The organism is Pseudomonas sp. PDM14 (genome assembly GCF_014851905.1).
In the GTDB taxonomy this organism is placed as follows: Bacteria; Pseudomonadota; Gammaproteobacteria; order Pseudomonadales; family Pseudomonadaceae; genus Aquipseudomonas.
On sequence record NZ_JACVAQ010000001.1, the window covers coordinates 1,217,163 to 1,240,955 of the forward strand.

At 63.3% G+C, this 23,793-nt stretch carries 23 protein-coding genes and 1 other RNA gene; 13 read left to right on the forward strand and 11 right to left on the reverse strand.

Annotated features, from left to right (window positions below):
- Positions 1-62: 62 nt before the first annotated feature.
- Complete coding sequence (gene dnaK, locus IB229_RS05775; RefSeq protein ID WP_192325842.1) at positions 63-1,982, reverse strand: molecular chaperone DnaK; 1,920 nt, start codon at positions 1,980-1,982, stop codon at positions 63-65.
- Positions 1,983-2,079: 97 nt separating this feature from the next.
- On the reverse strand, positions 2,080-2,649 hold the full coding sequence (grpE, locus tag IB229_RS05780) for a nucleotide exchange factor GrpE (protein ID WP_192325844.1): 570 nt from the start codon (positions 2,647-2,649) through the stop codon (positions 2,080-2,082).
- A 189-nt stretch (positions 2,650-2,838) separates the two neighbouring features.
- On the opposite strand from grpE, the gene recN reads away from it, so the two are divergent.
- Positions 2,839-4,512 (forward strand): DNA repair protein RecN, encoded by a 1,674-nt coding sequence (recN, locus tag IB229_RS05785; protein ID WP_192325846.1) that lies wholly within the window; start codon positions 2,839-2,841, stop codon positions 4,510-4,512.
- A gap of 56 nt (positions 4,513-4,568) precedes the next feature.
- Here recN and fur read toward each other — a convergent pair whose 3' ends face one another.
- Positions 4,569-4,982, reverse strand: coding sequence for a ferric iron uptake transcriptional regulator (fur, locus tag IB229_RS05790; RefSeq protein WP_192325848.1), 414 nt, complete (start codon positions 4,980-4,982; stop codon positions 4,569-4,571).
- Between the two features lie 97 nt (positions 4,983-5,079).
- On the opposite strand from fur, the gene IB229_RS05795 reads away from it, so the two are divergent.
- Positions 5,080-5,598 (forward strand): outer membrane protein assembly factor BamE, encoded by a 519-nt coding sequence (locus IB229_RS05795; RefSeq protein ID WP_192325850.1) that lies wholly within the window; start codon positions 5,080-5,082, stop codon positions 5,596-5,598.
- Positions 5,599-5,665: 67 nt separating this feature from the next.
- Here IB229_RS05795 and IB229_RS05800 read toward each other — a convergent pair whose 3' ends face one another.
- Both IB229_RS05800 and IB229_RS05805 read right to left on the reverse strand, forming a co-directional pair.
- Positions 5,666-5,983 (reverse strand): RnfH family protein, encoded by a 318-nt coding sequence (locus IB229_RS05800; RefSeq protein ID WP_192325852.1) that lies wholly within the window; start codon positions 5,981-5,983, stop codon positions 5,666-5,668.
- A complete protein-coding gene (locus IB229_RS05805) occupies positions 5,976-6,410 on the reverse strand; it encodes a type II toxin-antitoxin system RatA family toxin (protein ID WP_192325854.1) in 435 nt (144 codons plus the stop codon). Before IB229_RS05805 ends, IB229_RS05800 begins: the two co-directional genes overlap by 8 nt.
- Before the next feature lie 144 nt (positions 6,411-6,554).
- Here IB229_RS05805 and smpB point away from each other — a divergent pair, with 144 nt between their 5' ends.
- Positions 6,555-7,037, forward strand: coding sequence for an SsrA-binding protein SmpB (gene smpB, locus IB229_RS05810; RefSeq protein ID WP_192325856.1), 483 nt, complete (start codon positions 6,555-6,557; stop codon positions 7,035-7,037).
- Between the two features lie 9 nt (positions 7,038-7,046).
- Here smpB and IB229_RS05815 read toward each other — a convergent pair whose 3' ends face one another.
- Positions 7,047-7,814: an FCD domain-containing protein gene (locus IB229_RS05815; RefSeq protein ID WP_192325858.1), complete on the reverse strand. Its 768-nt coding sequence runs from the start codon at positions 7,812-7,814 to the stop codon at positions 7,047-7,049.
- Positions 7,815-8,135: 321 nt separating this feature from the next.
- On the opposite strand from IB229_RS05815, the gene IB229_RS05820 reads away from it, so the two are divergent.
- The 5 genes from IB229_RS05820 (at position 8,136) to IB229_RS05840 (ending at position 13,707) form a co-directional block, all read left to right on the forward strand.
- Positions 8,136-9,824 carry a lactate permease LctP family transporter gene (locus tag IB229_RS05820; protein WP_192325860.1) on the forward strand — a complete coding sequence of 563 codons (1,689 nt, stop codon included), beginning with the start codon at positions 8,136-8,138 and terminating at the stop codon, positions 9,822-9,824.
- A 127-nt stretch (positions 9,825-9,951) separates the two neighbouring features.
- A complete protein-coding gene (lldD, locus tag IB229_RS05825; protein ID WP_192325862.1) occupies positions 9,952-11,091 on the forward strand; it encodes an FMN-dependent L-lactate dehydrogenase LldD in 1,140 nt (379 codons plus the stop codon).
- Between the two features lie 3 nt (positions 11,092-11,094).
- Positions 11,095-12,807: a D-lactate dehydrogenase gene (gene dld, locus IB229_RS05830; RefSeq protein ID WP_192325864.1), complete on the forward strand. Its 1,713-nt coding sequence runs from the start codon at positions 11,095-11,097 to the stop codon at positions 12,805-12,807.
- 256 nt (positions 12,808-13,063) lie between these two features.
- Complete coding sequence (locus IB229_RS05835; protein ID WP_192325866.1) at positions 13,064-13,339, forward strand: hypothetical protein; 276 nt, start codon at positions 13,064-13,066, stop codon at positions 13,337-13,339.
- 107 nt (positions 13,340-13,446) lie between these two features.
- Positions 13,447-13,707, forward strand: a complete 261-nt coding sequence (locus IB229_RS05840) for a hypothetical protein (RefSeq protein WP_192325868.1) — start codon at positions 13,447-13,449, stop codon at positions 13,705-13,707.
- 2 nt (positions 13,708-13,709) lie between these two features.
- Here the strand turns inward: IB229_RS05840 and IB229_RS05845 are convergent, their stop codons facing one another.
- Positions 13,710-16,628 (reverse strand): ATP-binding protein, encoded by a 2,919-nt coding sequence (locus IB229_RS05845; RefSeq protein ID WP_192325870.1) that lies wholly within the window; start codon positions 16,626-16,628, stop codon positions 13,710-13,712.
- Positions 16,629-16,785: 157 nt separating this feature from the next.
- Between IB229_RS05845 and ssrA the strand changes: the two genes are divergently transcribed.
- Positions 16,786-17,173: a transfer-messenger RNA gene (gene ssrA / locus IB229_RS05850) on the forward strand.
- A 351-nt stretch (positions 17,174-17,524) separates the two neighbouring features.
- Here the strand turns inward: ssrA and grxC are convergent.
- Both grxC and IB229_RS05860 read right to left on the reverse strand, forming a co-directional pair.
- Positions 17,525-17,779 (reverse strand): glutaredoxin 3, encoded by a 255-nt coding sequence (gene grxC, locus IB229_RS05855; protein ID WP_192325871.1) that lies wholly within the window; start codon positions 17,777-17,779, stop codon positions 17,525-17,527.
- Positions 17,780-17,792: 13 nt separating this feature from the next.
- A complete protein-coding gene (locus tag IB229_RS05860; RefSeq protein ID WP_192325873.1) occupies positions 17,793-18,311 on the reverse strand; it encodes a carboxymuconolactone decarboxylase family protein in 519 nt (172 codons plus the stop codon).
- A 128-nt stretch (positions 18,312-18,439) separates the two neighbouring features.
- On the opposite strand from IB229_RS05860, the gene IB229_RS05865 reads away from it, so the two are divergent.
- Positions 18,440-19,264: an AraC family transcriptional regulator gene (locus IB229_RS05865; protein WP_192325875.1), complete on the forward strand. Its 825-nt coding sequence runs from the start codon at positions 18,440-18,442 to the stop codon at positions 19,262-19,264.
- A 7-nt stretch (positions 19,265-19,271) separates the two neighbouring features.
- Here IB229_RS05865 and IB229_RS05870 read toward each other — a convergent pair whose 3' ends face one another.
- Positions 19,272-20,222: a GlxA family transcriptional regulator gene (locus IB229_RS05870; protein ID WP_192325877.1), complete on the reverse strand. Its 951-nt coding sequence runs from the start codon at positions 20,220-20,222 to the stop codon at positions 19,272-19,274.
- A gap of 111 nt (positions 20,223-20,333) precedes the next feature.
- Here IB229_RS05870 and IB229_RS05875 point away from each other — a divergent pair, with 111 nt between their 5' ends.
- The 3 genes from IB229_RS05875 to IB229_RS05885 are packed head-to-tail and all read left to right on the forward strand — an operon-like array spanning position 20,334 to position 23,174.
- Positions 20,334-21,134, forward strand: a complete 801-nt coding sequence (locus IB229_RS05875; protein WP_192325879.1) for an SDR family NAD(P)-dependent oxidoreductase — start codon at positions 20,334-20,336, stop codon at positions 21,132-21,134.
- A gap of 25 nt (positions 21,135-21,159) precedes the next feature.
- A complete protein-coding gene (locus IB229_RS05880; protein ID WP_192325881.1) occupies positions 21,160-21,924 on the forward strand; it encodes an SDR family oxidoreductase in 765 nt (254 codons plus the stop codon).
- A gap of 59 nt (positions 21,925-21,983) precedes the next feature.
- A complete protein-coding gene (locus IB229_RS05885; RefSeq protein WP_192325883.1) occupies positions 21,984-23,174 on the forward strand; it encodes an MFS transporter in 1,191 nt (396 codons plus the stop codon).
- Here IB229_RS05885 and IB229_RS05890 read toward each other — a convergent pair whose 3' ends face one another.
- Positions 23,175-23,738 carry a winged helix-turn-helix transcriptional regulator gene (locus tag IB229_RS05890; protein WP_225578919.1) on the reverse strand — a complete coding sequence of 188 codons (564 nt, stop codon included), beginning with the start codon at positions 23,736-23,738 and terminating at the stop codon, positions 23,175-23,177.
- Between the last annotated feature and the right edge of the window lie 55 nt (positions 23,739-23,793).

A 23,793-nucleotide genomic window follows, 5' to 3' on the forward strand; every position in this document is an offset into this window, starting at 1 on the left:
GCGTGACGGATCTGCCCGCCGCAATCACGCTGCGGCGGGCTGGAGCGGAAGCAAGCCGCGGCTTACTTGTTGTCCTTCACCTCTTCGAACTCGGCGTCGACCACATCGTCGGCACCGTCCTGAGCGGCATCGGCGCCACCCTGAGGCGCAGCACCCGGCTGCGGCTGCTCGGCGTACATCTTCTGCGCCAGCGGCGTGGTGACCTCGGACAGAGCATTCATCTTGGCCTCGATGGCCGCCTTGTCGTCGCCCTTCACCGCCACTTCGAGTTCGCCCAGGGCTTTCTCGATGGCCGCTTTCTCGTCGGCAGTGGCCTTGTCGCCCGCCTCGGTTATCATCTTGCGCGTGGCATGCACCAGACCGTCGCCTTGGTTACGGGCAGTGACCAGCTCCTCGAACTTGCGATCTTCCTCGGCGTTGGCCTCGGCATCACGCACCATCTGCTCGATTTCCTCCTCGGACAGACCGGAGTTGGCCTTGATCACGATGGACTGCTGCTTGCCGGTGGCCTTGTCTTTGGCGCCGACGTGCAGAATGCCGTTGGCGTCGATGTCGAAGGTCACTTCGATCTGCGGCACGCCACGCGGAGCCGGCGGAATCTCGGCCAGGTCGAACTTGCCCAGCGACTTGTTCTGCGCGGCTTGCTTGCGCTCGCCCTGCAGCACATGGATGGTCACTGCGCCCTGGTTGTCGTCGGCAGTCGAGAACACCTGCGACTTCTTGGTCGGGATGGTGGTGTTCTTCTCGATCAGCGCGGTCATCACGCCGCCCATGGTTTCGATACCCAGGGTCAGCGGCGAGACGTCGAGCAGCAGCACGTCCTTGACGTCGCCAGCCAGAACGGCACCCTGAATCGCAGCACCGATGGCTACGGCTTCGTCCGGGTTGACGTCCTTGCGCGCTTCTTTACCGAAGAACTCGGCGACCTTCTGCTGCACCAGCGGCATGCGGGTCTGACCGCCGACCAGAATCACTTCGTCGATGCTGCCGACGTCCAGACCGGAGTCTTTCAGGGCAATGCGGCACGGCTCGATGGTACGAGTGACCAGGTCTTCGACCAGGGCTTCCAGCTTGGCGCGGGAGATCTTCACGTTCAGGTGCTTCGGACCGGTCGCATCTGCAGTGATATACGGCAGGTTGACGTCGGTCTGCTGCGCGGACGACAGCTCGATCTTGGCCTTCTCGGCGGACTCCTTCAGGCGCTGCATGGCCAGCGGATCGCCCTTCAGGTCGATACCGGACTCTTTCTTGAATTCGTCGACGAGGTAGTCGATCAGGCGAATGTCAAAGTCCTCACCGCCGAGGAAGGTGTCACCGTTGGTGGCCAGTACTTCGAACTGGTGCTCGCCGTCGACTTCAGCGATCTCGATCACCGAAACGTCGAACGTACCGCCGCCCAGGTCATAGACGATCACGGTGTGGTCGCCCTTGCCCTTGTCCATGCCATAGGCCAGTGCAGCCGCGGTCGGCTCGTTGATGATGCGCTTGACCTCGAGACCGGCAATACGGCCGGCGTCCTTGGTCGCTTGGCGCTGGCTGTCGTTGAAGTAGGCCGGCACGGTGATGACCGCTTCAGTCACGGCCTCGCCGAGATAGTCTTCGGCGGTCTTCTTCATCTTCTTCAGCACTTCCGCGGAGATCTGCGGCGGCGCCATCTTCTGGCCATTCACTTCGACCCAGGCGTCACCGTTGTCAGCCTTGGCGATCTTGTACGGCACCATCTTGATGTCTTTCTGCACGACGTCTTCGTCGAAGCGGCGGCCGATCAGGCGCTTTACCGCGTACAGGGTGTTGTGCGGGTTGGTCACCGCCTGACGCTTGGCGGACTGGCCGACCAGGATTTCGCCGTCGTTGGCGTACGCGATGATCGACGGCGTGGTACGCGCGCCTTCGGCGTTTTCGATGACCTTGACGTTACCGTTTTCCAGAATAGCGACGCAGGAGTTGGTGGTCCCCAGGTCGATACCGATGATTCTGCCCATTTCATTCTCTCCAAAACTTGGTTTTAGCGCGGCCCGCTGCTTTGGGCCGCGTAGCTTGATTCGCTTGACTAAACAGATGGGGGCCAACCGGCCGATTTCAAGCCTGCTCGTCAATCGACGGCGGCGGCGCGCTGGGCGCTTTGCTCACGACCACCATGGCCGGACGCAACAGGCGGCCGCTGAGCAGGTAGCCCTTCTGGAACACCTTGAGCACGGAGTTCGGCTCGACATGGGTGCTCTCTTCCATGGCCATCGCCTGATGGTGCTCCGGGTTGAACGGGGCACCATGCGGATCGACCGCTTCGATCTGGTAACGCTTGAGCGTGTCGTGGAACAGCTTGAGGGTCAGCTCCATGCCTTCACGCACGGCCTTGATCGACTCGTCATTGGGGCTGGACAGCTCCAAGCCACGCTCCAGGCTGTCGACAACCGGCAGCAGGTCATTGGCGAATTTTTCCAGCGCGAACTTGTGCGCCTTCTCCACGTCCTGCTCGGCACGGCGGCGCACGTTCTGCAGATCGGCAGCAACGCGCAGCGACTGATCCTGCGCGGCGGCCAGCTGTTCTTCGAGCGCCAGCACGCGTGCGCCCAAGTCTTCACCGGCGACGCCTTCGGTTGCGGGATGGTCTTGCGGGTTCTGCGTATCGAGGGTCTGTTCGTCAGCCATTAGGTCCTCCTGTTAATGCGACAGCGGGTCATGGCCCGCGCTTATGCCGCCTATATGGGGCCCAAACACAAGGTTTCAAGGGTTATTGTCAGGGCAAAACAAAACACTGTATAAATAGCCAGCACAAAAGCTCGGCATCCTGCCAGCCAGCGAAATACTGAACGGCCAATCTTTTCGGGAGCGCATTCCATGCTGGTGCACCTGTCGGTTCACAACTACGCCATCGTCGAACACCTGGATCTCGAGCTGCAGCGCGGCATGTCGGTGATCACCGGGGAAACCGGTGCAGGCAAGTCGATCATGCTCGACGCCTTGGGCTTGGCCCTCGGCGATCGTGCCGACAGCGGCGTGGTGCGCCCCGGCGCCGACAAGGCCGACATTCTCGCCAGCTTCGACCTCGACGATATTCCCGAAGCGCGCACCTGGCTCGGCGAGCGCGACCTGGACCACGACGGCCCGTGCATCCTGCGCCGGGTCATCACCAGCGAAGGGCGCTCGCGCGGCTACATCAATGGCAGCCCCTGCCCGCTCGGCGACCTCAAGGCGTTGGGCGAGCTGCTGATCGACATCCACAGCCAGCACGAGCACCAATCGCTGCTCAAGCCGGAGACCCACCGCCGCCTGCTCGACGAATATGCTGGCAGCCAGGAACTGGCGCGCCAGGTGCACCTCGCCGCCCAGCGCTGGCGCCAGACCCGCCAGGAACTGCAACGCCTGACCTCGACCAGCGACGAGCAGCGCGCCCGCCATCAGTTGCTCAGCTATCAGCTCGAAGAACTCGACAACCTGGCCCTGGGCGAAAACGAACTGGAGCAACTGGAGCAGGAACACAAGACTCTGAGCAACTCCGAACAACTGCTCGGCGCCTGCCGCCAGGTACTGGAACTGTGCAGCGAGAACGATGCGGGCAACGTGCTCTCCGCCCTGACCGCCAGCCTCAATCGCCTGACCGCATTCAGCAACCAGCCAAGCGCCCTGGGCGAAGCCACCAACCTGCTGGCCAGCGCGCAGATTCAGGTAGAAGAGGCGATCGGCGAACTGAACCGCTTCCTCGACCATTTCGATGCCGACCCACAACGCCAACAGCAACTCGAGGAGCGCCTCGACGTCATCTATACCCTGGCGCGCAAGCACCGCATCCAGCCGACCGAGCTCGGCGAACTGCAACAACGGTTGTTCGAGGAGCTCGAAAGCCTCAACGCCGACGACCAGGCCACCGAACGCCTCAGCGAAGAGCTCGCCGCCTACGCTCGCCACTTCCAGGAGAAGGCCGCAGAACTCAGCCAGCTACGCCAACAGGCCGCCACGCGCCTGGCCGCAGCCGTGCAGGACGAGATGCAGAGCCTGGGCATGCCCGGCGGGCGCTTCAGCATCGAACTGCAGACAGGCAACGCGGACGAACCGCAGCCACATGGTCTGGAGCAGGTGGAGTTTCTGGTCAGCGCCAACCCCGGCCAACCGATCAAACCGCTGGCCAAGGTCGCCTCGGGCGGTGAGCTGTCACGCATCAGCCTGGCGATCCAGGTCATCACCGCACAGACCTCGCGCGTGCCGACCCTGGTGTTCGACGAAGTCGACGTCGGCATCGGTGGCCCGACCGCCGAAGTGGTCGGGCAACTGCTGCGCCGCTTAGGCGAACGCGGCCAAGTGCTGACCGTCACACACCTGCCGCAGGTCGCCGCACAGGGCCATCAACACCTGTTCGTGCACAAGCAGCGCGACAGCGAGGAAACCCGCACGGCGGTGGCCAACCTCGACAACGTGCAGCGCATCGAAGAAGTAGCGCGCATGCTCGGCGGCGTCGACCTCACGGACGAATCGTTGCAGCACGCCCGCAGAATGGTCGCCAGCGCGCAACACTGAGCCGATTCGTCGACATGAAAAAGGCGCCCTTGGGCGCCTTTTTCATTCAGCTCGAATCACTTGCTTTTCTGGCGCACGTAGAGCACCAGATTGTGATCGACCAGTTCGAAACCGTGCTTCTTGACGATCTCTTTCTGCAGCTTCTCGATTTCCGGATCGAAGAACTCGATGACATCGCCGGTATCGACGCAGACCATGTGGTCGTGGTGACCCCCGTCTGCCAGTTCGAAGACAGCATGGCCGCCATCGAAGTTGTGACGCTCGACCAGGCCCGCCGCCTCGAACTGGGTCAGAACCCGGTAAACGGTGGCCAGGCCGACATCTTCACCGGCTTCCATCAATGCCTTGTAGACATCTTCAGCACTCATATGGCGCTGGCCGCTGGAGGCGGAGTCGAGCATTTGCAGGATTTTCACGCGCGGCAAGGTTACTTTCAGGCCGGCTTTGCGCAGTTCGCTATTTTCAACCATGGTCAGCTTTCTCGAGGTTGCTGCTTCGCAGCTTCCGTTAATGCGGGTATGATCGGGGTTTACTTTGCCCAGCCAAGATAGTGGAAGTCACCCACCGATGCAAAACACCAAGCTCTTGCTGTCCAGCCTCACACTCGTGGGTCTGTTCGCACTCGCCGGTTGTTCATTTCCCGGGGTTTATAAAATCGACATCCAGCAGGGCAATGTCGTAACGCAGGACATGATAGACCAGTTGAAGCCCGGAATGACCCGCCGACAAGTGCGGTTTATCATGGGTAACCCGCTGATCACCGACACCTTCCACGCCAAACGCTGGGACTACCTGTACAGCATTCAGCCGGGTGGCCGTCAGCGCTACCAGGAACGTGTGAGCCTGATGTTCGACGGCAACGATCAACTGATCGGCCTGGCCGGCGACTTTATGCCGGGCGTCAGCCGTGACCAGGCGATCATGGGCGAAGACGGCGAAACCCGCGTCACGCCGCAACAACCGCAGCAGGAAACCGAAGAGCCCGCAAAACCTGGCTCGCTGCTCGAACAGATCCAGCGCGAAGTCGACCAGGCCGAACCGGTCCCGGTACCGATTCCGGAACCACTGGAAAGCAGCCCGCAGTAAACAAAAAAGCCCGGTCTCACCGGGCTTTTTTATGGACGCTGTATTTCAGCAAGCCCCCCCTGACAGATCAGCGCTGCTCGGTCGCCCTGGCCAACGCGGCGCGGGCGGCGCGCTGCTTGCGCACCTCTTTCGGGTCGGCCACCAGAGGCCGGTAGATCTCTACCCGCTCACCTTCTTCCAGGATGCGCTCCTCCGGTTTGGCCAGCGCCTTGCCGAAAATCCCCAGCGGCGCAGTTGCCAGATCGAGCTGCGGAAAGCTTTCGCCCAGCCCGGACTGCAGTACCGCCTCACGCGCCGTCACACCCTGCGGAAACTCCAAGCTGACCAACGCCTGCCGGTCCACCAGCGCATAGGCCACCTCAACCGTGATGCCTGGCTTAGCCATAAAGCTGCTTGGCCCGCTGGCAGAAAGCGTCGACCAGGGTATTCGCCGCCTGGTTGAACAGCGGCCCGAGGGTCGCCTTGACCAGCGGACCGGCGTAATCGAAGGTCATGTCCAGACTGATCTTGCAGGCCTTGTCGCCCAGCGCCTTGAACTCCCACAGCCCGTGCAACTGGCTGAACGGCCCCTCCTCGAGCGCCATCTCGATGCTCTTGCCCGGCACCAGCGTGTTGCGCGTCATGAAACGCTGGCTGAGCCCGCCCTTGGCCACGCTGAGACTGGCGCGCATGTGCGTCTCGCTGACCTCGAGCACCTCGGCCGCCGAGCACCAAGGCAGGAACTGCGGGTAGCCCGCCACGTCATTGACCAGATCGTAGAGCGCCTGCGCCGGATAGGGCAGCAGGGCGGATCGCTGGATTCGGGTGCTCATCGCCTCTCACTTCTGCAGCTGCGGCACAGCAGTGGGCTTGCACCCGACCGACCGCCAAGAAGCGCGCATTGTGCGTAATTCACTTGCCCCCCTCAAGCACAGGCTGTCGCCAGCAGCGTGCCGACTCCCTATAATGCGCCGCCTATGGCCAAACAGAAGAAACATCCCTCCGGGACCATCGCGCTGAACAAAAAGGCGCTGCACGATTACTTCGTCGAACAGAAGTTCGAGGCTGGACTCGCCCTGTCCGGCTGGGAAGTGAAGAGCCTGCGCGCAGGCAAGGCACAGCTGGTTGACAGCTACGTGCTGCTCAAGGACGACGAAGCCTGGCTGATGGGGTGTCACATCACTCCGCTGAAGACCGCCAGCACCCACGTCATCGCCGACCCCATTCGTACACGCAAGTTGCTGCTGAACAGACGCGAGCTGGACAAGCTGTTCGGCGCCGTGCAGCAGAAGGGCTACACCTGCGTCGCACTGTCGATCTACTGGAAGCAGCACCTGGTCAAGTGCGAGATCGCCCTGGCCAAGGGCAAGAAGGATTTCGACAAGCGCCACACCGAGAAAGAGCGTGACGCCGACCGCGAAGTCCAGCGCGCCATGCGCACCAAGGGCAAGGACGACTAACCCGTCAGGCTAGATGCCCTGGCGGCGCTGCGCGCGCGCCATGCGCTTGGCTTCCTGCTGCCCCTCGGCGAGCACTTCCTGAACGTAGAGGATGTGCCCGTGCGACACCTCCCGCGCCTCCTCCGCACGCCGCTCGATGATCGCTTCGAACAACGCCCGGTGCTGCTGCATCAGCATGTCGCGGGTTTCGCTGCGCTGCAGGTACATACCGCCGATGTTGGTCACCACGTTGTGCTTGAGCAAATCGAACAGGCCACGAATGGTGTGCAGCAGCACGGCATTGTGGCTGGCCTCGGCGATGGCCAGGTGAAAGCGCGCATCGGCCGCGCCCTCTTCCGCCCGCGTAGCCTTGCTGCCAGGCGCATAGCAGGCCTGCAGCGCTTCGAAGGCCTCACGCAGACGCTGATGATCGACCTCCGTCGCCCGCCGCGCCGCGTAGTAAGCGCATGAACCTTCCAACGTGTGGCGGAACTCCAGCAGATCGCGCTGCGCATCCGGGTTGCTCTCCAGGAGATGCAGCAGTGGATCGCTGAAGGTCGAGCCCAACTCCGCGGCGACATAGTTGCCGCCGCCCTGGCGACTGACCAGCAACCCCTTGGCCGCCAGCTTCTGGATTGCTTCGCGCAGCGATGGCCGTGACACGCCGAACTGCTCCGCCAGCGCACGCTCGGCCGGCAGGCGTTCGCCGGCCTTGAGCGTGCCTTCGAGGATCAGCGACTCGAGCTGGCTGACGATATCGTCCGACAGACGGCGCTGCTGTACCTGACCAAACCCCATACCTGTTCCCACCATTTTCCCTTGCCTGCGACAGCCCGTCTGCGGCGCCGCTTTTCATCATCTGTCGCGGCAGCCTAACCAGCGCGCCGCGGGCCTACAAGCGACAACGGATGAGCCTACCCGCGACCAAAGTCGTAGGGCGCGAAATTGACATGCCGACGGCCAGGCTTTTACCCTGAGCCGTCGATTTTGTAAATTGGTATTACCAATTTAGGCGACGAACAGCGCCGACCAGGCTGTACTGCGTTTGCGGGGCCACAAGCACCAGAACGCCGCAGCCGAATGACAGGCAAACCAAGAACAATTAGGGAGCCACCCCACATGCAAACCTGGCAACAACTCTACACACCGCTCGGCAGCCTCGGCCTGTCCGCGCTGGTCGCGCTCATCCCCATCGTCTTCTTTTTCCTGGCCCTGGCGGTGTTCCGCCTGAAAGGTCATGTCGCCGGCAGCATCACTTTGGCGCTGTCGATCATCGTCGCCATCTTCGCCTTCCAGATGCCCGCCGACATGGCCTTCGCCGCCGCCGGTTACGGTTTCGCCTATGGCCTGTGGCCCATTGCCTGGATCATCGTCGCAGCAGTATTCCTCTACAAACTGACAGTGAAGAGCGGCCAGTTCGAGATCATCCGCAGCTCGGTCCTGTCGATCACCGACGACCAACGCCTGCAGGTGCTGCTGATCGGCTTCTCCTTCGGCGCCTTCCTCGAAGGTGCTGCCGGCTTCGGTGCACCGGTGGCGATCACCGCGGCCCTGCTCGTCGGCCTCGGCTTCAATCCGCTGTACGCCGCTGGCCTGTGCCTGATCGCCAACACCGCACCGGTAGCCTTCGGCGCCCTGGGCATTCCGATCATCGTCGCCGGCCAGGTCACCGGCATTGACGCCTTCAAGATCGGCGCCATGGCAGGCCGTCAGCTACCGCTGCTGTCGATCATCGTGCCGTTCTGGCTGGTGGCGATGATGGACGGCTGGCGTGGCATCAAGGAAACCTGGCCGGCCGCACTGGTCGCCGGTGTCAGCTTTGCCGTCACCCAGTACTTCACGTCCAACTACATCGGCCCGGAACTGCCGGACATCACCTCGGCGCTGGTCAGCCTGGTCTGCCTGACCCTGTTCCTCAAGGTCTGGAGCCCGAGCCGCGCAGCCGAGCCGGAAGTGGTCGGCGTATCGGCCGGCGGTGCAGCCATCGTTGGCGGTTTCGGCGGCAAGCGCAGCACCACGCCTTCGCCATACAGCTTCGGTGAAATCCTCAAGGCCTGGTCGCCGTTCCTGATCCTCACCGTACTGGTCACCATCTGGACCCTGAAACCGTTCAAGGCGCTGTTCGCCGCCGGCGGCTCGATGTACAGCACGGTGTTCAATTTCGCCATCCCGCACCTCGACCAACTGGTGATCAAGACCGCGCCGATCGTCACCGCTGCCACCGCCATGCCGGCCGTGTTCAAGCTCGACCCGATCTCCGCCACCGGCACCGCGATCTTCTTCTCCGCGCTGGTCTCCATGCTGGTGCTGAAGATCAATGCTAAAACTGGTCTGACCACATTCAAGGAAACCCTGATCGAGCTGAAATGGCCGATCCTGTCGATCGGCATGGTGCTGGCGTTCGCCTTCGTCACCAACTACTCGGGCATGTCCAGCACCCTGGCCCTGGTCCTGGCCGGCACCGGCGTGCTGTTCCCGTTCTTCTCGCCATTCCTCGGCTGGCTGGGCGTGTTCCTCACCGGCTCGGATACCTCGTCCAACGCCCTGTTCAGCTCGCTGCAGGCCACCACCGCACACCAGATCGGGGTCAACGACACACTGCTGGTCGCGGCCAACACCAGCGGCGGCGTGACCGGCAAGATGATCTCACCACAATCCATCGCCGTGGCCTGCGCCGCCACCGGCATGGTTGGCAAGGAATCCGATCTGTTCCGCTTCACCCTCAAGCACAGCCTGATCTTCGCCGCCTTCGTCGGCCTGATCACCCTGGCCCAGGCCTACTGGCTGACGGGCATGCTCGTCCATTGAGGACAGCCGTTTGGCCGGCAGCAGCGATGCCCGCCAAGCGCACAAGGTTGTAACGCTGTACCCGCCAGGCTGACGTGATCGTCGCCTGGCGGACCTGTTCCACCCCCTAGCAATCGGTGTGAATCCCATGATCATTTCTGCCTCTACCGACTACCGCGCCGCTGCCCAGCGCAAGCTGCCGCCGTTCCTGTTCCACTACATCGACGGCGGCGCCTATGCCGAGTACACGCTCAAACGCAATGTCGAGGACCTGGCCAGCATCGCCTTGCGCCAGCGCGTGCTGCGCAACATGTCCGAGCTGAGTCTGGAAACCCGTCTGTTCAACGAAACGCTGTCCATGCCGGTGGCGCTCGCCCCGGTCGGGCTGACCGGCATGTACGCGCGCCGCGGCGAGGTGCAGGCCGCACAGGCGGCCGCGGTGAAGGGCATTCCCTTCACCCTGTCGACCGTTTCGGTGTGTCCGATCGAGGAGGTGGCGCCCGCCATCGACCGGCCGATGTGGTTCCAGCTCTACGTGCTGAAAGATCGCGGCTTCATGAAGAACGCCCTGGAGCGAGCCAAGGCTGCCGGCGTAACCACCCTGGTGTTCACCGTCGACATGCCCACGCCGGGTGCCCGCTACCGCGACGCCCACTCCGGCATGAGCGGCACCAACGCCGCGGCACGCCGCATGCTGCAAGCCGTCACGCACCCGGCCTGGGCCTGGGACGTCGGCGTGCGCGGTCGCCCGCATGACCTCGGCAACATCTCCACCTACCGCGGCAACCCGACCGGCCTGGCCGACTACATCGGCTGGCTCGGCGCCAACTTCGACCCGTCGATCTCCTGGAAAGACCTGGAGTGGATCCGTGAATTCTGGGACGGCCCGATGGTGATCAAGGGCATCCTCGATGCCGAAGACGCCAGGGACGCCGTGCGCTTCGGCGCCGACGGCATCGTCGTGTCCAACCACGGCGGTCGCCAGCTCGACGGCGTACTGTCCAGCGCCCGCGCCCTGCCGGCCATCGCCGACGCGGTGAAAGGCGAACTGGCGATCCTCGCCGACTCCGGCGTACGCAGCGGTCTCGACGTGGTGCGCATGATCGCTCTGGGCGCCGACACCGTGATGCTCGGCCGCGCCTTCGTCTACGCCCTGGCCGCAGCCGGCGGTGCCGGCGTGCTCAACCTGCTCGACCTGATCGAGAAGGAAATGCGCGTGGCCATGGTCCTGACCGGCGCCAAGTCGATCAGCGACATCAGCGCCGACTCGCTGGTCAAGGAGCTCTGAAGCATGTCAACCATCAGCCGCGACGCCCTGCTCGCCAGCCTGCGCGAGGTGGTCGGCAACGACCACGTGCTCACCGACGAACAGAGCACCCGGCGCTTTCGCAAGGGCCATCGCACCGGTGACGGCGGCGTGCTCGCCGTGGTCCGCCCCGGTAGCCTGTTGGAGCAGTGGCGCGTGCTGCAGGCCGCCGTGGCGGCCGACCGCATCGTCATCATGCAGGCGGCCAACACCGGCCTGACCGGCGGCTCGACCCCGGACGGCAACAACTACGACCGCGAGATCGTGCTGGTCAGCACCCTGCGCATCACCGGCGTGCAGCTGATCAACGACGGCCAGCAGGTGGTCTGCCTGCCAGGCGCCACCCTCGATCGCCTGGAGCAGGCCCTGGCCCCGCTGGGCCGTGAGCCGCATTCGGTGATCGGTTCCTCGTGCATCGGCGCCTCGGTGCTGGGCGGCGTGTGCAACAACTCCGGCGGTGCCCTGGTCCGCCGCGGCCCGGCCTACACCGAACTGGCGCTGTACGCGCAGGTGCAGGCGGACGGCTCGCTGGAACTGGTCAACCACCTGGGCATCGAGCTGGGCGACAGCCCGGAGGAAATCCTCACCCGCCTGCAGAAAGGCGAGTACACCCCGCAGCAGGTGAGTAACGAAGGCACCGGCAAAGCCTCCGACGCCCGCTACGGCGAGCACGTGCGCGACGTCGACGCCGACACCCCGGCGCGCTTCAACGCCGACCCCTCGCGCCTGTTCGAAGCCTCCGGCTCGGCCGGCAAGCTGTGCCTGTTCGCCGTGCGCCTGGACACCTACGCCAAGGAAGCCAGCTCGGTGTTCTACATCGGCAGCAACGACCCGCACGACCTCACCGAGGTGCGCCGTCACCTGCTCACCCACCTGCCAAGCCTGCCGATCGCCGGTGAATACATCCACCGCACCGCCTTCGACATCGGCGAGCAGTACGGCAAGGACACCTTCCTGGTGATCGACCGTTTCGGCACCGCCAAAGTCCCCGCCGCCTTCGCCCTGAAGAGCCGCGTTGACGGTTTCTTCGAGCGCTTCGGCCTGCGCGGCGTCGCTGACCGGGCGATCCAGGTGCTGATGAACCTGCTACCCAGCCACCTGCCGCCGCGCATGCGCGAGTACCGCGACCGCTTCGAGCATCACCTGCTGGTGCGTGTGTCCAACGACAGCCTGGCGGCCACCCAAGACTTCCTCGCCGAGTACTTCGCCGGCCGCAGCAGCGGCGCCTTCTTCGCCTGTGATGCCGAGGAAGGGCGCAAGGCCTTCCTCCATCGCTTCGCCATCGCCGGCGCGGCGATCCGCTACCGCGAGGCGCACCGCAGCAGCGTGGAAGACATCGTCGCCCTGGACATCGCCCTGCGCCGCAACGATCGCGACTGGGTCGAGACGCTGCCGGCCGAGATGGAGCAGCAGATCATCCACAAGCTCTACTACGGGCACTTCTTCTGCCACGTGTTCCACCAGGACTACATCATCCGCAAGGGCGTCGACCCGCTGGCGATGGAGCACCGCATGTGGACCCTGCTCGACGAGCGCCGCGCCGAGTACCCGGCCGAGCACAACGTCGGCCACCTGTACGTCGCCAAGCCGGCACTGGCGGGTTTCTACCGCGAACTGGACCCAAGCAACGCGCTGAACCCCGGCATCGGCCACACCTCGAAACAAAAGCACTGGGGCGAATGCTGCGACGGGCACTGAAGTACCTCGACCAACCGGGCAGCCCTGCCCGGTTGCCACAACACGCGAGCGCGCCTCCCCTTGCCTCTACCCGCCGGACAGTGGGAGTGGCAGCCGCGTGACAGTAAAAAAACCTGAACCCCTGCGCGACCTGCCAAGTCCATCTTCATAAGCCCGCACGCTCGGGGCTTACTTCATCTCGGACGCGATGGCTCCACGGCAGCACCGCTCGTGCGGACTGATCCGAGACCTGACAGGAAGCAACAGGAGAGACACCATGAAACGTACCGCCCTGATTTTTGCCACTGCCCTGATCGCCTCCCCCGTGTTTGCGGCCGACGACCTGTGCAGCATCAATCTGCAGAAGCTCGATGATCAACTGGCCACCCACACCACGATTACCGCGCCACTGAAAACCCAGGTCGAAGACCTGCAAACCCAGGCCAAGGCCGCGCAACAGGCAGGCAACAATGAAGATTGTGCGTCGGCTGCCACCCAGGCACTGACCCTGCTGGAAAAAACCGATAAAGGTGGTGAAGGCGCCGGTAGCTGATCGCCTTCCAGACCAGCCCCGCCGGGGGCTGGTCGATCGGCGCAGCCGCGCAAGGCGGCCAGCGCTTTCTATACTGCAAGCCTCCATCCCACGTTCGGAGGTGCCCCATGCGTCGCATTCCCCTGATTCTCGCCCTGACCCTGTTCGGCACTGGCCTGGTCAGCACCCACTCCTGGGCCATGCATTGCCCACAGGACATGGCCAAGATCGATCAGCTGTTGAAGACTGACCCGCCGGCCGATCCCGAGGTATTGGCCCAGGTGAAAGACCTGCGCGCCGAAGGTGAAACGCTGCACAAGGCCGGCGACCACGAAGAGTCGGCGCGGGTGCTGGAAGAAGCGCTGAACCTGTTGCAGGCCAGCGAGTAGCGTTAGCCGCTCTGCCCCAAGAGCGACAGCGCCAGCTGGCGCAACTGCTGCAGATCGACGGGTTTGAGCAGGCAGGCCTGCGCGCCACGCTGGCGCGCCTCGGCTGCCAGTGCCTCGTCACAGGCCGCGCTGACCACCAGCACCGGCACATCGACCAGACGCGGCTGCGTGCGCATCCAGTCGAGCACCTCCAGGCCATTGCCATCCGGCAGGTCGAGATCCAGCACCACCAGCGCCGGCTCGCCGCTCACCAGCAGCTCACGCGCGCGCCGCACCGAACCGGCACTCTGCACCTCGGCCATCTGCCGCAGGCCTTGCTGCAGCACGCGCAGGCAGGCGGGGTGATCCTCTACACAAAGCACCTGCGCCAGCGGCGCAACGAGCAACGGCTGGTTGCCGCCAGCTGACGTCTCGCTGCCCTGCGGGCCGGCGGCGCTGGGCAGGTCGATCCAGAAGCGACTGCCGACATCCGGCTCGCTGTTGAAACCGATCTCGCCATCCATCAATGCCGCCAGCTCCTTGCACAGCACCAGGCCAATACCGGTGCCGGGAATGTTCGAGCTTTCCCGACCCAGGCGCTGGAACGGCTGGAACAGCTGCGCCTGCTGCTCGGTGCTGAGCCCCGGACCACCGTCCTCGACCCACAAGCGCACGCAACCCGGGCGCACCTCGTAACCGAGGCTAACCAGCCCCTGCGGGCTGTTGTACTTCATCGCATTGGACAGCAGGTTGAGCAGCACCTGGCGCACCCGGCGGGCATCGGCCAGCACGTACAGGTCATGCCCGGCCGCAGCCGCCACGCGCAACTGCTGGCCACGCTGCTGCGCCTCGGGCTGGACCAGCTCGGCGCAGCCATTGAGCAGCCCGGCCACCTCGACCGGCTTGAGTTGCAGGTGCTGGCGACGGCTCTCGATGCTCGACAGGTCGAGGATGTCGTCAACCAGAGCAGTCAGGTGTCGGCTCGCCGAGACGATCTCGCGAGCGTATTCCAGCTCCTGGCGCGCGTCCTCGCGCTCCTGGGTTTCCAGTTCGATCAACTGGGCGAAGCCGTGGATGGCATTGAGCGGCGTGCGCAGCTCGTGGCTCATGCTGGAGAGAAAGCGGCTTTTGGCCTGGCTGGCCGACTGCGCCTCCAGACTGGTGCGGCGCAGCTCCTCCTGGGCCAGCTTGAGCCGGGTGATGTCGACATGCGTACCGGCCGCGCGCACGGCGCGCCCCTGCTCGTCACGCTCGATCACCTTGCCGCGGCTGAGCAGCCAGGCGTAGGTGCCCTCGGCATTGGCGTAGCGGTACTCGGCCTCGAAGAAATCCTCGTCGCTGTCGGCGACCAGGCTCAGGCGCAGGTGGCGGATGCGCTGCAGGTCATCCGGGTGCACGCGCTGGTTGAACTCGGCGAATGGCAGGCAACTGTCGCGCAGGCCGAAGCGGGTGACGAAGCGCTGGCTGATGCAGATGCACAGGCTGCCCGCCTCGACTTCCCACAGGCTTTCCGTGGTGCTTTCCAGAACCAGTTCGAGGGTGCGCTGGACTTCGACGCGGCGTTCCTCGCTGGCCTGCAACTGATCACCGGCGTTGCGTACTTCCTGGGCCATGCTGGCCAGTTCGCGGATGCCGGTGGGCGGTACGTCCGTGGGCTGCTCGCCGCGGGCCAGACGGCGCATCATGCCGACGATACCGGCAATCGGCGTGGCCAGCTGGCCGCTCAACTGGCGCGCACGCAGCCACATCCAGGTACCGAACAGCAGATAGAAGAACACCAGCCCGGCGATCAGCAGGTAGCCGATAGTCAGGTACTGCTCGGCCAGGTGATTGGTCTCGCGGAAGATGCTCGCCTCGTCCACCACCAGCAGCAGACGCCAGCCGGTCTGCGGGATCTCGCTCCAGGCCACCAGCTGCGAACGCCCGCCCAGCTGTACCTCTTCCACACCGCTGCGGCCTTCGGCCATAGCCTCCAGCAGCGGGTGCAAACTCGGATAGCGATCGAGCTTGAAGTCCTCGGGCTTGAGCACCTCGCGGCGCACCGCCTCGGCGTAGGAATATTGGGTCAGTTCACGCAGGCCGAAGTCACGCTCGCCGGCTTCCGGCAGCGCCATGATGCGATTGTCGCGCCCCACCAACAGCGCGTAGCCCTGCCACGGCACCTGCAGGTTGGCGAACTCGGCGAGCATCTGGCTGATGGTCACGTCCAGGCCCACCACGCCTTCAAGGAAGTCGCCGCGGTACACCGGCGCGATGGCCGACATCAGCCAGCCCTGCCCTGCCGGGTCGAGGTACACGTCGGTCCACACCACCTTGCGCTGCGGGTTGTGCGCGGCATCGGCCAGGTAATAGAAGTTGTACGCCGGAATGACCATGTCATGCGGGTACTGCTCGGGCGTCATGAAGAAGGGGTAGATGCGGTTGTAGCTGTCCCAGCTGTTGAAATACACCGAGGCCACCCGGTTGTCCGCCGCGCGGATCGAGCGCATTAGCGGGTCGACCTGGGACAGGCGCAGCGCCTTGTCGCGGTCCTGGCGGGCCACCGGCGTGCTGCTGGCATAGAAGGAGGCGGCGCGGCCGTCGTCACTGCGGCTGTAGAACACCCCATCCGGGGTCTGCGCGTGCCGCGACCGCTCCAGCGCATCGGGCTGGAAGCGCTGGTCGCGCAGGGCATGGTCGACAGCATCGCGGAAGATGCTCACCTGGGTCTCGATGGCGCGCAAACGGCCGTCGACCACCTGTCCCTCGCGCTGCACGGCGCTGGCGAGGTCCTGCAGGGCACTGCTCTGCAGGTGGCCGACCTGGGCCTCGCGGATCGATTCGTTGGTGTACAGGTACACCCCGATCAGCACCGACTCCACCAGCACCAGGGGAATCAGCGCACTCTGCAGGAACGCCTGCCAGATCCAGCGGCGCAAGGGCTTTTGCGGAACAGACGACATTGCCGGCGCTCCTAATCGCGACCAGGGAATGATGACACAGCGCCGCGAGAAAACCGCGGCACGGCAGGCAGGGCGGCCATTCTAAGGCCAGAACGGCGGTCGACGCTGCTGAACCTTTGACGTACACTGCGCGTCCTACCCTGTGTAGGAAAGTTTTGGGGCCGATTAGGATTCGACGCCGGAAACAAAACTCGAGGGGCATGCCGAGTTGGTAACAGAACTCGTAAATCCACTGTTGCAAAAATCCATAATTGCCAATGACGACAATTACGGTGCGCAACTAGCTGCGTAAGCAGCCAAGTGCCACTCCTGGTAGCTTCGGCTCCAGCAATCACGAGGGGATGTCTGTAAACCCGAAGTGATTGTCAGATAGAACAGAATCGCCGTGCAGTACGTTGTGGACGAAGCGGCTAAAACTTACACAACTCGCCCAAAGCACCCTGCCCGTCGGGCGGCCAAGGGTTAACTCAGTAGACACGGCTAAGCATGTAGAACCAACAGCGGAGTGCTGGCGGACGGGGGTTCAAATCCCCCCGGCTCCACCAAATACACATCTAAAGACGCCCAAAGGCGTCTTTTTTTTGTGCCTGAAAGCCAGCAAATACGCCACCTACAGTGTCAGCACAATCCGATAGCGTCCAACAGCATCTGCGTAAACCGGCATTCCACGCGTTCCGCTGGTAGCTTATGGAATACCGAATCCAGCGCTGGAATAACCATGTGCGCCCAGGCTACGCGTCTCTCAGGCCGCAAGGTCAAAGCCGCTAAAACTTCGCCCTCAGCGATGGCGAGGGCCTGCAGATGCCCGTGAGCTTTTCGCTGACGGCATTGATCCAAAAAAGGATGCCGCCCTGCAAACGCAAAAGGCGGCTATCCGGAGCAATGGATGTTGAGCATCAAGGCTGCAGTAACAAATCCAGTTTGCCCCCGCGCTCGAGGCTAGCCAGGTCGTCAAAACCGCCGACATGCACGTCGCCAATGAATATCTGCGGCACACTTCTGCGCTGAGATCGTTGCATCATTTCGGCTAGATGTTGCGGTGATGCCTCAACGTCAATTTCGACGGTGGCAACGCCCTTGTGTGCCAGCAGTTTCTTGGCACTCACGCAATCAGGGCAGTGTTGCGTGGTATAGACGGTTACCGGGTTCATGGTGATTGACCTCCTACTGGGCCGATGGCGGGAAATCGATCGCCGTGCCGGCAATGTTGTTCAGGTAGTTGGTCAGGGTTAACAACGTGACCTGCGCTACCACTTCGATAATTTTGCTATCGCTCAGGCCCGCTTCATGGGCGGCGGCGAGTTGCCCATCACTCAGTTGGCCACGGCTTTCGGTTATCTGCCGTGCCAGCGTGGCCACTGCGCTGAGGGAGCCCGAGCGTGCCTGCTGAATATCGCCTGCATTCAGTCCCGCTTTGCTGCCGAAGAATGAGTGAGCGGCGATGCAGTAGTCGCAGCCGTTGACCTCGGAGGTCGCTAGTGCGACAACCTCGCGCTCGGCGACGCTCAGCGAGCTTTTGCCCAAGGCTTGGGCCAGGGCGAGGTAGCCATTCAGCGCGGCCGGTGCGTGGGCCATTGTTTTGAAGGCGTTGGGGATGAAACCGAGACCTTTCTGCACGCCTTCGAGGGCCGTGCGCGAAGCGGTGGGGGCTTGTTCCAAGGTGAGAGCGGCGATACGGGTCATGGGTGTTCTCCAGTAGGTTTAACAGCGAGCTTGTCGATCAAGCTTGGAGCCCATACTAGAAGCCCAAACTTCACATTCGGATTCAGATCGTCGATGTTATGCAACAGATCGTCCAAATCGAGTCCATCATGGATCGCCTATCCATTCTGCTGAAACACTTCAATCCACACGCCGCGACCTTCCACCAAGGGGCGTTCTGTGGCGTTACGGATATCTACGGACAAGGCAGTTTTGGCCATGCCCATCTGCTGCGCTCGGGACGCTTGAGCTTCAGGGACAAGCACAATCAGCTCATCGAACTGGTGGAGCCGAGCCTGATACTCGTGGCGCGGCCGGTACAGCATCAGCTGATTGCCACCGAGGCCGATGCTGCCGAGCTGGTCTGCGCCACCATGCGGTTCGATGGTGGGGCCAACAACCCGCTGACCCTGGCATTGCCGGATTACATCGTGCAGCCGCTCAGGGAGCTGTCTGGGCTCACTGGCAGTCTCGACTGGTTATTCGCAGAAGCCTTCGGTGAAGAGTGTGGGCGCGATGTGGTGCTCAATCGCCTGTTCGAGCTGATGCTGATTCAATTGCTTCGCCACCTCATCGCCAAGCGCAGCATCGCCTCGGGAATGATGGCCGGACTGGCCAACCCGCGGCTGGCTCGTTCGCTCACGGCGATGCACAACGAACCGCAACGCAACTGGTCAGTAGCGGACCTGGCCACGCTGGCGAGTATGTCGCGGGCGAGTTTCGCGGCGCATTTCCACCAGGTGGTAGGCGTTACGCCGGCGGACTATCTAACCGACTGGCGCATCAGCCTGGCGCAGAAGCGCCTGCGTGAGGGACGACCCATCGCCGTGATTGCCGGAGAAGTCGGCTACGAAAGCCCCTCAGCACTGGCGCGTACGTTCCGCCGCAAGGTGGGCAGCAGCCCCAGTGAATGGCTGCAACAAAAGACCACTTGAACGAGGGTCAGGCGCTTACGCCACGGACGTCCCGTCGTATCGCCTGAGGCGGAACGCCGAAGCCGCGGATAAACACTTCGCGCATATGGCGACGATCACGGAAGCCGGTTTCCTTGGCGATCACGTCCAGTGAATGACGGCTCTGTTCGATCATCACCCGCGCCGCTTCCAGGCGCAGGCGCTCGACGGCCTTGGCCGGAGATTGCCCGGTTTCGGTAGTGAACACGCGGGTAAACTGGCGCGGGCTGAGGTGCACGGCCTCGGCCAGTTCCTCGACGCTAAGCGGTTTGTGCAGGTTCTGTCGGGCGTAGTTCAACGCGCTCTGGATGCGGTCAGATTTCGGCGCCAGGCTGAGCATCTCCGAATGTTGCGATTGCCCGCCTGATCGGCGCTGGTGCATGACCAGCTTATGCGCCACCGAGCGCGCTACTTCGGGGCCAAGATCCTTCTCCACCATGCCCAGGGCCAGATCCAGGCCGGCGGTCATGCCGGCTGATGTCCACACGCTGCCATCGATGATGAAGATGCGATCGTCTTCAACGCTTATCTGCGGGTACAGGCGCTGCAGAGCGGCACCATAGGCCCAGTGAGTGGTTGCCCGGCGGCCGTCGAGCAGACCGGCCTGGGCCAGCACGAAGCCGCCGGTGCAGATGCCGGCCACACGCCGCGCCTGTTGCCCAGCCTGACGCACAAAAGCCAGGGCCGCCTCACTGGGCGGCGTGTGCAGTGGGGTATTGACCCCGGCGATCATCCAGGTGTCCGCCAGTTTTGGACTGTCCAGGGCTTGGGTTTCGATGCCCAGCCCCAGTGACGAGCGCACGATGCCGCCCGCGACAGAGAAGAACTCGATGGAATAGAAAGGCGCCTCGGCCACGATGTTGGCGTACTCGAAGACCGTCTGGGTGGCCAGCGAAAGCACTTGAAAGTCGTCGGAGAGCAGGTAGCCGATTCTGTGCATGGTCAGGTTCCGCGCCAGGCATGTCCTAAAACATGACTATATACGTCATTTAGGTCTAACCCAATCCTCGCCATGCTGTGTCCCAAGCGACCCCCAACCTGGAGACACACCATGAGTAACGCATCGAAAGGCACCGCACTGGTCACTGGCGCATCGTCGGGTATCGGCGCCCTCTACGCCGAACGCCTGGCCCGTCGCGGCTACGACCTGATTCTGGTCGCCCGTAACCGTGAACGCCTGAACGACCTGGCCCGTCGCATCACCGATGAAACCCAGCGCGTGGTCGAGGTGTTGCAGGCCGACCTGGGTGATGCCCAGAGCCTGGCCAGCGTCGAGGCCAAGCTCAAGCAAGACGCGAGCATCACCCTGCTGGTCAATAACGCGGGTATCGGCACCCATACGCCGTTGCTCGACAGCGCCGTCAGCCTGATGACACAAATGATCGACCTCAATGTCACCGCGCTGATGCGCTTGAGCTACGCCGCCATCCCCGGATTCGTCGAGCGTGGCAACGGGTCCATCATCAACATCTCGTCCATCGTCAGCATCGCTCCGGAAGTGCTCAATGGCGTGTACGGAGGCAGCAAGGCCTTCGTGACCGCTTTCAGCCAATCGCTGCATCACGAACTGGCCGATAAGGGCGTGCGTATCCAGGCGGTATTGCCAGGGGCGACCGCCACCGAATTCTGGGACAACGGCGGCCTGCCGCTGGAACACCTCGACCCCGCCATCGTCATGCCGGCCGCCGCCCTGGTTGACGCCGCGCTCATCGACTTCGATCACGGTGAGCTGATCTCCATTCCTTCGCTGCATGACGCCAGCCTGTGGCAGGCCTACGAGACCGCGCGCAAGGCCATGTTCAACCAGCTTTCCACCAACCAGCCCGCACCGCGCTACAGCGCCCAGCGTTGATTGTCCCCTTATCAGGAGAAACAGCATGAAACTCAGCGCAAATACCATCTTCATCACCGGCGGCACCTCGGGCATCGGTCGTGGCTTGGCCGAGGCCTTTCACCAGCGCGGCAACAAGGTGATCATCGCCGGTCGCCGTCAGGCCCTGCTGGACGAAATCGCCCACGCCAACCCCGGCATCGACACGGTGGTGCTGGACATCAATGATCCGCAGCAAATCAAGCAGGTCGCTCAGCAGGTGATCGCGCGTCACCCCAACCTCAACGTGGTGATCAACAACGCTGGCATCATGCCGTTCGACAACGCTGCATCGGGCGATCTTGACGACGAGCAGGCCGTCGGCCTGCTGGCCACCAACCTGCTCGGCCCGGTGCGCGTCAGCGCGGCCTTCGTCGAGCACCTCAAGCGCCAGCCGGATGCCACCATCATCAACAACAGCTCCGTGCTGGCGTTCATCCCGATTGCCGTCACCGCACTGTACTCGGCAACCAAGGCGGCCATTCATTCCTACAGCCTGTCGCAGCGCTTCATGCTGCGAAACACCAGCGTCAAGGTGCTGGAGATCGCGCCGCCATGGGTCGACACCGACCTGATCCACAAGAGTGGTGACCCGCGTGCCATGCCGCTGGAGGCATTCATCACCGAAACCCTGGCCAAGCTGGAAACGGCCACCACCGAGGTGATCGTCGATGGCATCGCTGCACTGCGCGCCAATGTCGGGCCGAACGAGCACGCTCTGGTGGAGCAGTTCAACCAGTCGATCATCGACAACCCCATCCCCGTTGCCTGAGCCCGGCGCCCGATCTCTGCATGAGATCGGGCGTTTTTCGCGCCTCTTTGGAGAGCACCATGCACACCCCCATCAGCGCGCCTGATCGTCTCGCCTTGCGCCTGCTCAGCCTGGCCTATTTCGTTCAGGCGGTCGGCGCGCTGTCGGTCGTCGGCAGCCTGGAGGCGATTGCCACCACCTGGGCCTTGAGCAGTGCGCAGAGCGCGCTATTGATCACCGTGTTCGGCGTTACCTTCGCGGTTGCCGCACCGATGCTGCAGGTGACACTGGGCCATCTGCCCCGCCGTTCGCAGGTATTGCTCGGGCTGTCGATCTTCAGCGCCGCGGCGCTGCTGTTCGCCGTTGCTTCGAGTTATCAGACGCTGGTTTTTTCCAGGGTGCTGATGGGGCTGGGGGCGGGCTTCATCGGGCCTGTGCTCGGCGCGCTGGGGTCGAACCTGGTACGGCGCGAGCAACAGGGCAGCGCGATAGCCATCGTGCTGCTCGGGCTGAGTATCGCCGGCCTCGCCGGCATGCCGATCAGCGCCTGGATCGCCCACGAGTTTGGCGCGCGCAGCCTGTTCCTTGGCATCGGTGCCAGCGGCCTGATCACAGCGATGATGATCATGCGGTGGGTACCGGATCGTGTGGCAGGACAGCGCGTCGCACTACCCAGCGTGCTGGCATTGCTGACACAGGCCACGTCGCTCAGCGCCTTTTTGGTGGTGTTCTTCGTGACCTCGGGCGTGTTCACCACGTACGCCTTCCTCGCGCCGATCATCGCCAACGATTTCCACGGCAGCGCGAGCGATATCACCCTGGCGCTCGCTGTGTTGGGCGTGGCGGGCGTGCTGGGTAATCTGCTGGTCACGCGTCTGGCACCGCGTGTCAGTGCCGAGCGTCTGCTGCTGGTCGGTATCGCTCTGTTGGCATTGGATCTGCTTGGATTGGCGGCGATGCCGAGACAGCTTGCAGGCTTGCTGCTGGCCTTGGTGGTGTGGGCGTTGGCCACCGATATCGTCTGGCCGTCGCAGCAGCGACGCATCGTCGAGCTGATGCCGGAACAGCGCGGCATTGCCCTGGCCTTGACCGCGTCGTTCATGTTCGGCGGGATCGGTTTCGGCTCCGCTGCAGCAGGGGCGCTCTATCCCGTGTTCGGCTACACCGGCTTGCTGTTTGCCTCGCTGATGTTCCTGCTGCTGGCCTTCGTCAGCCTACGCTTCTCCGAGCGGCGTGCCCGTGTTCAAACGCCCGTGCCTGGGTTGATCTGATCAGCGATTGCGTTGAGCCGCCTCGCGCAACCTGGCCAATCTCTCGAGCGTCGAGCCGTCCGCACCCGGGCCGGGACGCAGGCTCAGATCCTCCAGCGCGAGCGTCTGGCCATTGGTATCGGTCAATTTGACCGGGGCAATGGCGGCTCCACTCTTGCGATTGACCGGAATCAGCGGGGCGCCTTCTTCCAGCGGATTCCACTTATCGCCCCACTGCAGCATCGCAATGATGATCACGTGCAGCGCTTGGCCCTTCTCGGTCAGGGCGTACTCGGTGCCGCTGCCGACGGCGGTCTTCACAAGGATGCCGTAGTCCTGAAGCAGCTTCAGGCGCTTGGACAGGATGCCCTTGGAAATCTCCAGGTTGCGCTGGAATTCATCGAATTTCGTCGTGCCCCAAAGCAGCTCGCGAATGATCAGCAGGTTCCACCAGTCGCCCAATACGTCAACCGAGCGGGCTACCGAGCAATTGCGATCCTCGAAGGTAACTCGTTCCACGTGCAGATCTCCGCGTGAGTGAGCGGTTTCAAGCCGCCGACAAGAAAAGGTGTTGACAGGTTTCATGATAGCACCTAATTTCTCGTCGCAAGGTTCTTTAATAGAACCAAACAACGAGCAT